Consider the following 11,799-nt stretch of genomic DNA (forward strand, 5'->3'; position numbering starts at 1 on the left):
GTCAGACCTCTCGGTTGGTGGTTGTCGTGACCCCCTGAGGGTCAGTCATCAAGGCTATCAGCCGAGAGCACACGACTTGGACGTTCGTGTTCACGAGAGTCAGGTCGAACTCCGGCTCCGCGGCCATCTCGATCCGCCCCGCCTCGAGGCGGCGCGCGATGACGTCCTCCGGCTCGGTGCCGCGGCCGCGCAGCCGCTTCTCCAGCTCCTCCCAACTGGGCGGAGCAAGGAACACCAGCAGCGCCTCCGGCATGCTCCTGCGCACCTGCCTGGCGCCTTCGAGGTCGATCTCGAGCAGCGTCGGCACGCCGTCGGCGAGCTTCTTCAGCACCGGCTCGCGCGGTGTGCCGTAGCGGTTTCCCGCGAACTCCGCCCACTCGAGCAGCTCGCCGGCCGCCACGAGCCGGTCGAACTCCTCGCCGTCGACGAAGAAGTAGTGGACCCCGTTCACCTCGCCGGGCCGGGGCCTCCTGGTGGTCACCGAGACCGACAGCCACACCTCGGGGTGTGCCCGCCGGAGCTCGGCGACGACCGTGGACTTGCCGACGCCCGACGGCCCTGAAAGGACCGTCAGCCGCCGTTCGCTCAAGGGCAAGAATCCGACCTCCGCTCCGGGCCCGAATGCCTCGTAGGCACTGACTTCGCCGGACCAGGACCTGTCGGTCACTTTCCTACCCCCCGTTGAACCTGCGCTTTCTTGTGGAACAGAGATTAGCTCTCGTTGCCACCGAACTCGCGCTCGAGGGATGCCCTCTGGTTCGCGCCGAGACCCCGCACGCGGCGGGACTCGGCGATGGCAAGCCGCTCCATGAGCTGCTTGGCGCGGACCTTGCCCACGCCGGGGAGCGATTCCAACAGGGCCGACACCTTCATCTTGCCGATGACGTCGTCGGTCTGCCCATCCTTGAGCACCTCAGCCAGAGAAACCGCGCCATGCTTGAGCCGGTTCTTGACCTCGGCACGCTCTTTACGGGCCTTTGCAGCCTTCTCCAGGGCTGCGGCGCGCTGCTCAGGGGTCAGTGGAGGAAGAGCCACGCCGGGTCACCTCGAATTTCTGTCGATGTACTCGGACGGGAAGGGAAACTAGCTGGTCATCGCCCCCTAAGCAACGTCAAGCGCCGTTTCTCTCCGCACAAAATCCACTTCATCACTGTCCGTGTCCGTAAAATCACATTCCGCTGATCAAATCGCCCTCACTTCCCGCTTCGCGCGTCGGCTCACGACGGTGTCGCGAAACGCAACGATGATCGCATTCCAGCCACCCGCAAATGTCCGAAACCTCGCCCACACCAGGGCCGAAACCTCGAACGAAGATCGCGTACGAGCGCCTTCGCGGATGCATTACGATCTTGGGATGACCCCTGCACGCCCATGATCCGAAAGTTCGCGAAACCGGCCCGCGCCGCGGCGCCCGAGGGGTCCAGGCGACCATGATCCGTCGACCCGGCACGACGGGAGTCGCACGCGTGCGCACCGCGTCATCCGCGTCACGGTGGCAGTGGAGGCGCGGCCGGCGATTCGCCACGGTGGCGGTCAAGGACACGCGTCACCCACGAGTCGGCACGACAGGCAAGGATGCGCGTCACGGGCCTCGGCGGCCGGCCATGGCGGACGGCAAGGGACGTCGGCGCGTGCGGCCCACCCTGCGCAGCCGTGGCGAACGAGGCTCTTGACGGGCGCGCGGCCCACGGCGGCCCCACCGTGAGCCGAGCGCGCCGGCCATGGCAGGGCGAACGGGGGGAAAGCGGGGAACGTCAGGACGCTCGGCGCAGAGAGGCCGCGATGGCGGCGGCGGCCGCGCCGGGGTCCGGCGAACCGGTGATGGGGCGGCCGATGACGAGGAGGTCGGCTCCGTCGGCGAGCGCCTGTTCCGGGGTGGCCACCCGCGCCTGGTCCTGCGTGTCGGCCCCGGCAGGCCGCACTCCGGGCGTGATGAGCGTGATCCCCTCCCCCACCTCCGCCCGCACCGCGGCGACCTCGTTGGGCGAGCACACGAGCGCCGTGGCCCCCGACTCCACCGACAGCGCGGCCAGGCGGCGCACGGCGTCGTCGGCGGGCCCCACGAGCCCGATCCGGCTCAGGTCGTCCTCGCCCAGCGAGGTCAGGATCGTCACTGCGGCGATCTTGGTGTGCGGGTCGGCGGCGTCCACGGCGGCGCGGATCATGGCCGGGCCGCCGGCGGCGTGCACGGTGAGGATCGCCGGGCGCAGCCGGGACACGGCGCGGGAGGCGCCGGCGACGGTGTTCGGGATGTCGTGGAGCTTGAGGTCGAGGAACACGTGTACGCCGCTCGCCCCCCGCACGGAGGCGATCACGTCGGGGCCGTAGCGGAGGTAGAGCTCCAGACCCACCTTGACCGTGCTGACGTGCGGCGTCACCAGGGCCGCCCACTGGGCGGCGGTCTCCAGGTCGGGGGCGTCCAGCGCGACGGCGATGGGCGCGGGAGTCAGGAGGGGTGCGGGAGTCAAGACGTGCTCTCCTCGATATGGCAGAAATGACGACTGATGATCACGGGGTGCTCTCTTCGGAGTCGACGAGCAGATGGCGGGGGGCGCTCCCCGGCGGGCGGTGGGCGAGCCCCACGGCGTCGGCCAGACGCTGGAAGCCGCGGGCCCTCAGCAGGTCCTCCAGCTCGCGTTCGATGCGCAGGCAGGCGTAGGGGTCGTGGAACAGCGCCGTGCCCACCCCGACCACGCAGGCGCCCGCCAGGACGAGCTGGAAGGCGTCCCTGCCGGTCATCACGCCGCCGATGCCGATCAGCGGCACCCCCGGTAGCGCCGCGTGGACCTGCCACACGCACCGTACGGCCAGCGGCAGGATGGCGGGCCCCGACAGCCCACCGGTGACGGCGGCGAGCGAGGGCCGCAGCGCCTCGGTGTCGATGGCCATCCCGAGCGGGTTGTTGATCATGGACAGCGCGTCGGCCCCGGCGTCCACGCAGGCCCGGGCGACCGAGACGATGTCGGCCACGTCGGACGCGAGCTTGGCCACGACCGGCACGTCGTAGCGCATGATGGACCGCACCGAGGCGATCACCTCGGCCGCCGCGCTGCCCTCGCGGGCGAAGACGCGGCCGCGGTCCTCCATGTTCGGGCAGGAGAGGTTGACCTCCAGCGCGGTGACCCCGGGCGCGTCGGCGAGCCTGCGGGCCAGCTCGGAGTATTCGGCGACGGTGCCGCCGCCGATCGAGACGATGGTCTTGATGCCCCTCTGGGCGAGCCAGGGCAGCTCCCGCTCCAGGAACGCGTCGATGCCCGGGCCCTGCAACCCCACGGCGTTCAGCATGCCCGAGGGCGTCTCGGCCATGCGCGGCGTGGGGCGCCCCGCGCGGGGCGCCATGGTGATCGAGCGGGTGGTCAGCGCCCCGAGCCGGTGCAGGTCGAAGAACTGGGCGAGCTCCCGCCCTGAGGAGGCGCATCCGGCGGCCGTGGTGATCGGGTTCGCGAGCTCCACGTGCGCCAGAAATGTCCGCATATCAACTGACATGTCGTGCACCGCCTCCGGGGGCGCCGAGCGCGTCGAACGGGATCGTTCCCACGTCCTCGAAGCGCACCCGCTCCCCCCGGAACACCGGCCCTTCAGCGCACGCCCGAACCATCCTGGTCACTCCGTCGTCCCCGATGACGGGCAGCACGCACGTCATGCACACCCCGATGCCGCAGGCCATCGACTCCTCGACGGCCACCTGCACCGGGATGTCGAACTCCATCCCCACCGCCGTCACCGCCCGCAGCGTCTCCATGGGCGCGCAGGCGTAGACCGCGTCGGCCCGCGTGTCGGCGATCACCGAGGGTAGCGCGTCGGTGACCTTACCGCGTAGCCCGAGCGAGCCGTCCTCGGTGGTCAGCGTGGTGGTCTCGGCGATCCTGCGGGCCCGCATGGCCCCGAACACCCGCTCGGCCCCGGCTCCGCCCAGCACGAAGTCGACCCGGCAGCCCCTCTCCAGCAGCGCGTCGGCCAGCGGGAACAGCACCGCGGAGCCGTACTCGGAGCCGACCAGCACGCAGTGCGCGGGGTCGCGCGGCAGCGGAAAGGGCCGGCCGAGCGGCCCGACCAGGTCGAGCGTGTCGCGGGCGCGCCGCTCGGCCAGCCAGGCCGTGCCGGGCCCCGAGGCGGTGAAGACCAGCTCGACCGTGCCGCCGTAGTCGGACTTGACGTCATGGATGGACAGCGCGCGGCGCGTCACCATCGACGTGTAGGCCCCACCGACCGCCACGGAGACGAAGTGACCGGGGCGGTAGCGCTCGGCAATGCCGGGCGCCACCACCGTCAGCGCATGGTAGGCGTCGACCCGGCGCGTCGTGAGCACCGTGCCCGTCACCTGCACCGGAGTGCCGGCCAGTCGTCTTCACCTCCCGTGCGGGGTCAGCCCCGGAGTGCCTGCGCGTGCTCCTGGAGTGACCGTACGCCGACGTCGCCGCGCACGATCGCCTGGATGCCCGCCGCCGCGGCCGCGAGCCCCGAGACCGTGGTGATGCACGGGATGCCGCGCAGCACCGCGGCGGTGCGGATCTCGTAGCCGTCGAGCCGCGGCCCCGACTGTCCAGGGCTGCCGAAGGGCGTGTTGACGATCAGGTCGACCTCGCCGTCGAGAATGGCCTGCACGCTCGTGGGCTCACCTCCGGGACCTGTCCCCTCGCTGTGCTTTCGCACGATCTTGGCATGGACGCCGTTACGGCGCAGCACCTCGGCGGTGCCCTCCGTGGCCAGGATCTCGAAACCGAGATCCGCCAGCGCCTTCACAGGGAAGATCATCGCACGCTTGTCCCTGTTGGCCACGGATACGAACGCGCGTCCCTTGGTCGGGAGGTGGCCGTAGGCGCCTGCCTGGGACTTGGCGTACGCGGTCCCGAAGAACTCGTCGATGCCCATGACCTCGCCCGTGGAGCGCATCTCGGGCCCGAGCACGATGTCCACGCCCCTGAACCGGTTGAAGGGCAGCACCGCCTCCTTGACCGCGATGGAGGAGTCGAGCGGCAGCGTCCCGCCGTCGCCGGTCGCGGGCAGCATGCCCTCCTCGCGGAGCGAGGCGATCGAGGCGCCGAGCATCACCCGGGCCGCCGCCTTGGCCAGCGGCACCGCGGTGGCCTTGGACACGAACGGCACGGTGCGGCTGGCGCGCGGGTTGGCCTCCAGGACGTACAGGACTCCGGCCGACATCGCGTACTGGACGTTCAGCAGCCCGCGCACCCCCACGCCCCGGGCGATGGCCTCGGTGGCGGCGCGGATGCGCTTGATGTCGTGGCTGCCGAGCGTGATGGGCGGCAGCGCGCACGCCGAGTCGCCGGAGTGGATCCCGGCCTCCTCGATGTGCTCCATGACGCCGCCGAGATACAGCTCCGACCCGTCGTACAGCGCGTCGACGTCGATCTCGATGGCCTCGTCCAGGAACTTGTCCACCAGCACCGGGTGGCCGCCCTCCTGGGCCGCCATGTAGGTCGTCAGCGTGTCCTCGTCGTAGACGATGGCCATGCCGGCGCCGCCGAGCACGTAGGACGGCCGGACGAGCACGGGGTAGCCGATCTCCTCGGCGATCTCCCGCGCTTCCGCGACGGTGAGCGCGGTGCCGTGCTTGGGCGCGGGCAGGCCGGCCTCGGCCAGCACCCGCCCGAACGCGCCGCGCTCCTCGGCCAGGTGGATCGACTCGGGCGAGGTGCCGACCACGGGCACGCCCGCGTCCTTGAGCGCCTGCGCGAGCCCCAGCGGCGTCTGGCCGCCGAGCTGCACGATCACGCCCACGACCGGGCCGCTCTGCTGCTCGGCGTGCACGACCTCCAGGACGTCCTCCAGCGTCAGCGGCTCGAAGTAGAGCCGGTCGGAGGTGTCGTAGTCGGTCGAGACGGTCTCGGGGTTGCAGTTGACCATGACGGTCTCGAACCCGGCCCTGGACAGCTCGAACGAGGCGTGCACGCACGCGTAGTCGAACTCGATGCCCTGCCCGATGCGGTTGGGCCCGGAGCCGAGGATGATGACCTTCTCGCGCTCGCCGAAGGGGACCTCGCTCTCCTCGTCGTAGGTCGAGTAGAGGTACGGCGTCTTGGCAGCGAACTCGGCGGCGCACGTGTCGACGGTGTTGTAGACCGGTCGCAGCCCCAGGGCGTGGCGCAGGTCGCGCACCCTGGCCTCGTCGATGCCGCGGATCTCGCCGATCTGCGCGTCGCTGAAGCCGTGGTGCTTGGCCCGCTCGAGCACCTCGGAGGTCAGCTCGGGCGCGGCGGCGACCGCCTCGGCCTCCTCGTGGAGCAGGAAGAGCTGGTCGATGAACCAGGGGTCGACGTTGGTCGCCTCGAACAGCTCATCGGGCGTGGCGCCCGCCCTGATGGCCTGCTGCATGGTGCGCAGCCGCCCGTCGTGCGGGGTCCGGCATGCTGCCAGCAATTCGGACTTGTCGGAAATAGGCCCGGCCCAGGTGAAGGACGACTCCTTCTTCTCCAGCGACCGCAGCGCCTTCTGCAGCGCCTCGGGGAAGGAGCGGCCGATGGCCATGGCCTCGCCCACGGACTTCATGTGCGTGGTGAGCGTCTGGTCGGCGCCCCTGAACTTCTCGAACGCGAACCTCGGCACCTTCACCACGATGTAGTCGAGCGTCGGCTCGAAGGAGGCCGGGGTCTCCTTGGTGATGTCGTTGGGGATCTCGTCGAGCGTGTAGCCGATGGCCAGCTTGGCCGCGATCTTCGCGATCGGGAACCCGGTGGCCTTCGAGGCCAGCGCCGAGGAGCGCGACACGCGCGGGTTCATCTCGATGACGATCATGCGCCCGGTGCGCGGGTCGACCGCGAACTGGATGTTGCAGCCGCCGGTGTCCACGCCGACCTCGCGGATGACCGCGATGGCGACGTCGCGCATGTTCTGGTATTCGCGGTCGGTCAGGGTCAGCGCGGGCGCGACGGTGACGCTGTCGCCGGTGTGCACGCCCATCGGGTCGATGTTCTCGATGGAGCAGACGATGACGACGTTGTCGTTCTTGTCGCGCATGACCTCCAGCTCGTACTCCTTCCAGCCGAGGATCGACTCCTCCAGGAGCACCTCGGTGGTCGGAGAGGCGTCGAGCCCCGCGCCGGCGATGCGCCGCAGGTCGGCCTCGTCGTAGGCGAACCCGGACCCGGCACCGCCCATCGTGAACGACGGCCGGACCACGACCGGGTAGCCCAGCTCCCCGGCGGCGGCCACGCACTCGTCCATCGTGTGGCAGATGGCCGACATGGCCGACTCGGCGTTGAGCCCGTGCTCACGGGCGACCTTGGCGACGATCTCCTTGAACCGCTCGCGGTTCTCCCCCGCCTGGATCGCGTCGAAGTCCGCGCCGATCAGCTCGACCTCGTACTTCTCCAGCACGCCTGACTCGTGCAGCGCGACCGCCGTGTTGAGCGCGGTCTGCCCGCCCAGCGTCGGCAGCAGCGCGTCGGGCCGCTCCTTGGCGATGATCTTCTCGACGAACTCGGGGGTGATCGGCTCCACGTACGTGGCGTCGGCGAACTCCGGGTCCGTCATGATCGTCGCCGGGTTGCTGTTGACCAGGATGACCCGGAAGCCCTCGGCCCGCAGCACGCGGCACGCCTGGGTGCCCGAATAGTCGAACTCGCACGCCTGGCCGATCACGATCGGCCCCGAGCCGATCACCAGGACGGACCTGATGTCCTCACGCTTGGGCACGGCTCATGACCTCACAGAACTCGTCGAAAAGGTAGGCGGCGTCGTGGGGCCCCGCGGCGGCCTCCGGGTGGTACTGGACGCTGAAGGCGCGCCCGTCGAGCAGGCGCAGCCCTTCCACGCAGCGGTCGTTGAGGTTGACGTGGCTGACCTCGGCCTTGCCGTACGGGGTGTCGAACGGCCCGTCGAGCGGCGCCTGCACGGCGAACCCGTGGTTGTGTGCCGAGATCTCCACCTTCCCCGTGCGCACGTCCTGGACGGGCTGGTTGACGCCCCGGTGCCCGTACCGCAGCTTGTAGGTGGAAAGGCCCAGGGCCCGCCCGAAGAGCTGGTTGCCGAAGCAGATCCCGAAGAAGGGGACCTTGGCCTCCAGGACGCCCTGGAGCGCGCGCACGTCCGCGGTGGCGGGGTCGCCGGGCCCGTTGGAGAAGAACACGCCGTCCGGCTCGACCGCCATGATCTGCTCGTACGTGGCCGTCGCCGGCAGCACGTGCACCTCGCAGCCGCGCTCGGCCATCCGGTGCGGCGTCATGCCCTTGATGCCCAGGTCCACGGCCGCGACCGTGAACTTCTTCGCGCCGATGGCGGGCACGACGTAGGGCTCGGTGGTGGCCACCTCGGCGGCGAGGTCGGCGCCCTCCATGCGGGGCGACTGCCGCACCCGCTCCACCAGCTCCTCGACCGGCTGGGTGGGCGCGGTGAAGATGCCGGCGCGCATGGCGCCGCGCTCGCGCAGGTGGCGGGTGAGCGCACGGGTGCCGGAGATGGCGATCCCGACGACGCCCTGCTCCTTGAGGTAGTCGTCGAGCGAGCGGTTGGCCCGCCAGTTTGAGACGACTCTGGACGGCTCGCGCACGACGTAGCCCGCGACCCAGACGCGCCTGGACTCCGGGTCCTCGTCGTTGACGCCGGTGTTGCCGATGTGGGGCGCCGTCATGGCGACGATCTGCCGATGGTAGGACGGGTCCGTGAGGGTCTCCTGGTAGCCGGTCATGCCGGTGTTGAAGACCATCTCGCCGAACGTCTCGCCCTCGGCGCCGTACGGAGTTCCGTGGAAGACGCGGCCGTCTTCCAGGACGAGCACCGATGTGTTCAAACCAGCTTCCCTTCGAGAACGGTCGGCCTGCCGCGCAGGAACGTGGCCACTACCCTGCCGGGCAACGTCATCCCCTCGTACGGGGTGTTCCTGCTCTTCGACGCGTATGCCGACGGATCCACCTCGGTGCGTACGGACGGGTCGTACAGCGTGATGTTGGCCGGAGCGCCCGCCTCCAGCGGCTGCCCCTGGCCGGACAGCCGGCCGATGCGCGCGGGCACGACGGACATGCGCTGGGCGACGCCCGCCCAGTCGAGCAGCCCGGTCTCGACCATGGCCTCCTGGACCACGCTGAGCGCCGTCTCCAGGCCGATCATGCCCATGGCCGCGGCCGACCACTCGGTCTCCTTGTCCTCGACCGGGTGCGGGGCGTGGTCGGTGGCGACGACGTCGATCGTGCCGTCGGCCAGCGCGGCGCGCAGCGCCTCGACGTCGGCGCGGGTGCGCAGCGGCGGGTTGACCTTGTAGATCGGGTTGTACGCGCCGACCGGGGACTCCTCGACGAGGTCGTCGGTGAGCAGCAGGTGGTGCGGGGTGACCTCGGCGGTGACGTTCCAGCCCTTGGACTTGGCCCAGCGGATGATCTCGACGGAGCCGGCCGTGGAGACGTGGCAGACGTGCAGTCTGGAGCCGACGTGGGCGGCCAGGAGGCAGTCGCGGGCGATGATCGCCTCCTCGGCGACCGCGGGCCAGCCGGTCAGGCCGAGCCTGCCGGAGACGACGCCCTCGTTCATCTGGGCGCCGCCGGTCAGCCTGGGCTCCTGGGCGTGCTGGGCGACGACGCCGTCGAACGCCTTGACGTACTCCAGGGCGCGGCGCATCAGCACGGCGTCGTCCACGCACTTGCCGTCGTCGGAGAAGACCCGCACGCGGGCGGCCGAGTCGGCCATCGCGCCCAGCTCGGCGAGCTGCCTGCCCTCCAGGCCGACGGTCACGGCGCCGACGGGGTGCACGTCGCAGTGCCCGAACTCGTGCCCGAGCCGCCACACCTGCTCGACCACGCCCGCGGTGTCGGCCACGGGCGAGGTGTTGGCCATGGCGTGCACGGCGGTGTAGCCGCCCCGGGCCGCCGACTGCGTCCCGGTCTGCACGGTCTCGGCGTCCTCGCGGCCGGGCTCGCGGAGGTGCGTGTGCAGGTCCACGAGGCCGGGCAGCGCGATCGCGCCCGCGCCGTCCACCACGAGCTCCTCGTCGGGGTGCGCCGGGCCGCCCTTCCCCTTTTCTCCCGAAGGACGGCCACCACTGACCGCGGCCCCTTCGTGGCCGGCGGGAGTGATCGCGGTGATCACCCCGTCCGAGATGCGGATGTCGACGGGCTCCCCGCCGAGAATCCTGACATTTCCGATGATCATCATGCCTCCTTCGTCGGCACAATGATCAAGATGCTGTGCCTATTGGTTCGCTCGCTTCGCTCCCTCACGTGCTCTCTCCCCCAAGCAGCAGGTACAGGACGGCCATGCGGATGGTCACGCCGTTGGCGACCTGCTCGACGATCGTGGACCGGGCCGAGTCGGCCACCTCGGCGGCGATCTCCATCCCGCGGTTCATCGGCCCGGGGTGCATGACGATCGCGTCGTCGGGCATCTTGGCGAACCGGTCGCGGTCGAGCCCGTACCGGCGGGAGTATTCGCGCTCGCTCGGGAAGTACGCGGCGTTCATCCGCTCCTTCTGCACGCGCAGCATCATCACCACGTCCGACTTGGGCAGCACCGCGTCCAGGTCGTACGACACCTCGCACGGCCAGGAGCCGACGGCGACGGGCAGCAGCGTGGGCGGCGCCACCAGCGTGACGTCGGCGCCGAGCGTGTGGAGCAGCAGCACGTTGGAGCGGGCGACCCGGCTGTGCAGCACGTCGCCGACGATCGTGACCTTGCGCCCTTCGAGGCTGCCCAGGCGGCGGCGCATCGAGAAGGCGTCGAGCAGCGCCTGCGTGGGGTGCTCGTGGGTGCCGTCGCCGGCGTTGACGACGCTGCCGTGCACCCAGGTGGCCAGGCGGTGCGGCGCGCCGGAGGCGCCGTGGCGGATGACCACCGCGTCGGCGCCCATGGCCTCGAGGGTGAGCGCGGTGTCCTTGAGCGACTCGCCCTTGGACACGCTCGACCCCTTGGCCGAGAAGTTGATCACGTCCGCGGACAGCCGCTTGGCCGCCGCCTCGAACGAGATCCGCGTACGGGTGGAGTCCTCGAAGAAGAGGTTGACCACCGTGCGCCCGCGCAGCGTGGGCAGCTTCTTGATGGAACGTTCCGAGACTCTCGCCAGCTCCTCGGCGGTGTCGAGGATGAGCAGCGCGTCCTCTTTGGACAGGTCGCCGGCGGAGATCAGGTGGCGGTTCACTTGGCGTCCCCCTTCACGAGGAGCACGGCGTCGCGGCCGTCGATCTCCTGCAGGTAGACCCTGACCTTCTCGCTCTTGGCCGTGGGAAGGTTCTTGCCGACGTAGTCGGCGCGGATGGGCAGCTCGCGGTGGCCGCGATCGACCAGCGTGGCCAGCTGCACGGCGGTGGGCCGGCCGAGGTCGTTGAGCGCGTCGAGCGCGGCGCGCACGGTGCGGCCGGAGTAGAGGACGTCGTCCACGAGCACGACGACGCGGCCGTCGATGCCGTCCGGCGGCAGATCGGTGCGGCCGAGGGGCCGGGCGGGCTTGAGCCGCAGGTCGTCCCGGTACATCGTGATGTCGATCGAGCCGACGGGGATCTTGACGCCTTCGAACTGCTGGATGCGCTCTCCGAGCCGGCGGGCCAGCGTGGCGCCGCGGGTGGGGATGCCGAGGAGTATGACGTCGTCGGCGCCCTTGGTGCGCTCGAGGATCTCGTGCGCGATCCGGGTCAGCGCCCGATGGATGTCCGGGGCTTCGAGCACGGCTCTGGAATCGGACATGGCGAATCTCACCACCTTTCCCGCCTCACGGGACGGGTCTTAAAGGGTGTTGTGGTCGGCACACACAGTACCAGGGGCTACCAGGAACAATGCGAGGGGCCTCGCATGGCGTCACGACGCACCGACGGGGTACGGATGGCGTACCGGCCTCACCCGCCGGCGATGTGCCGTCTGGAG

At 70.5% G+C, this 11,799-nt stretch carries 10 protein-coding genes; all 10 read right to left on the minus strand.

Annotated elements, in window-relative coordinates; translation table 11 throughout:
- Nucleotide 1: 1 nt before the first annotated feature.
- The 10 genes from gmk to pyrR all read right to left on the minus strand — a co-directional run bounded on the left by gmk (nucleotide 2) and on the right by pyrR (nucleotide 11,622).
- A complete protein-coding gene (gmk, locus tag ACIBVN_RS11120; RefSeq protein ID WP_397135022.1) occupies nucleotides 2-595 on the minus strand; it encodes a guanylate kinase in 594 nt (197 codons plus the stop codon).
- 116 nt (nucleotides 596-711) lie between these two features.
- Complete coding sequence (mihF, locus tag ACIBVN_RS11125; protein WP_020541698.1) at nucleotides 712-1,035, minus strand: integration host factor, actinobacterial type; 324 nt, start codon at nucleotides 1,033-1,035, stop codon at nucleotides 712-714.
- Between the two features lie 719 nt (nucleotides 1,036-1,754).
- Nucleotides 1,755-2,450, minus strand: coding sequence for an orotidine-5'-phosphate decarboxylase (pyrF, locus tag ACIBVN_RS11130; protein ID WP_397135312.1), 696 nt, complete (start codon nucleotides 2,448-2,450; stop codon nucleotides 1,755-1,757).
- A 58-nt stretch (nucleotides 2,451-2,508) separates the two neighbouring features.
- Complete coding sequence (locus ACIBVN_RS11135; RefSeq protein ID WP_397135024.1) at nucleotides 2,509-3,486, minus strand: dihydroorotate dehydrogenase; 978 nt, start codon at nucleotides 3,484-3,486, stop codon at nucleotides 2,509-2,511.
- Entirely contained in the window at nucleotides 3,476-4,342 is an 867-nt protein-coding gene (locus ACIBVN_RS11140) for a dihydroorotate dehydrogenase electron transfer subunit (protein ID WP_397135314.1), read from the minus strand. Before ACIBVN_RS11140 ends, ACIBVN_RS11135 begins: the two co-directional genes overlap by 11 nt.
- A gap of 23 nt (nucleotides 4,343-4,365) precedes the next feature.
- On the minus strand, nucleotides 4,366-7,653 hold the full coding sequence (carB, locus tag ACIBVN_RS11145; RefSeq protein ID WP_397135026.1) for a carbamoyl-phosphate synthase large subunit: 3,288 nt from the start codon (nucleotides 7,651-7,653) through the stop codon (nucleotides 4,366-4,368).
- Entirely contained in the window at nucleotides 7,640-8,746 is a 1,107-nt protein-coding gene (gene carA, locus ACIBVN_RS11150; protein ID WP_397135028.1) for a glutamine-hydrolyzing carbamoyl-phosphate synthase small subunit, read from the minus strand. Before carA ends, carB begins: the two co-directional genes overlap by 14 nt.
- A complete protein-coding gene (locus tag ACIBVN_RS11155; RefSeq protein WP_397135030.1) occupies nucleotides 8,743-10,101 on the minus strand; it encodes a dihydroorotase in 1,359 nt (452 codons plus the stop codon). The genes carA and ACIBVN_RS11155 overlap by 4 nt, the downstream gene beginning before the upstream one ends.
- 61 nt (nucleotides 10,102-10,162) lie before the next feature.
- The gene (locus ACIBVN_RS11160; protein ID WP_397135032.1) at nucleotides 10,163-11,080 is read right to left on the minus strand and encodes an aspartate carbamoyltransferase catalytic subunit; all 918 of its coding nucleotides are present in this window, start codon (nucleotides 11,078-11,080) and stop codon (nucleotides 10,163-10,165) included.
- Nucleotides 11,077-11,622 carry a bifunctional pyr operon transcriptional regulator/uracil phosphoribosyltransferase PyrR gene (gene pyrR, locus ACIBVN_RS11165; protein WP_349448028.1) on the minus strand — a complete coding sequence of 182 codons (546 nt, stop codon included), beginning with the start codon at nucleotides 11,620-11,622 and terminating at the stop codon, nucleotides 11,077-11,079. The genes ACIBVN_RS11160 and pyrR overlap by 4 nt, the downstream gene beginning before the upstream one ends.
- Nucleotides 11,623-11,799 lie beyond the last annotated feature (177 nt).

It is taken from the genome of Nonomuraea sp. NPDC049400, assembly GCF_044466425.1.
Lineage (GTDB): Bacteria > Actinomycetota > Actinomycetes > Streptosporangiales > Streptosporangiaceae > Nonomuraea.

Coding starts and splice junctions, on each gene's coding strand:
- ACIBVN_RS11155 (WP_397135030.1), bottom strand. CDS start 10,101: ATGATGATCATCGGAAATGTCAGGATTCTCGGCGGGGAGCCCGTCGAC.
- pyrR (WP_349448028.1), bottom strand. CDS start 11,622: ATGTCCGATTCCAGAGCCGTGCTCGAAGCCCCGGACATCCATCGGGCG.
- ACIBVN_RS11135 (WP_397135024.1), bottom strand. CDS start 3,486: ATGTCAGTTGATATGCGGACATTTCTGGCGCACGTGGAGCTCGCGAAC.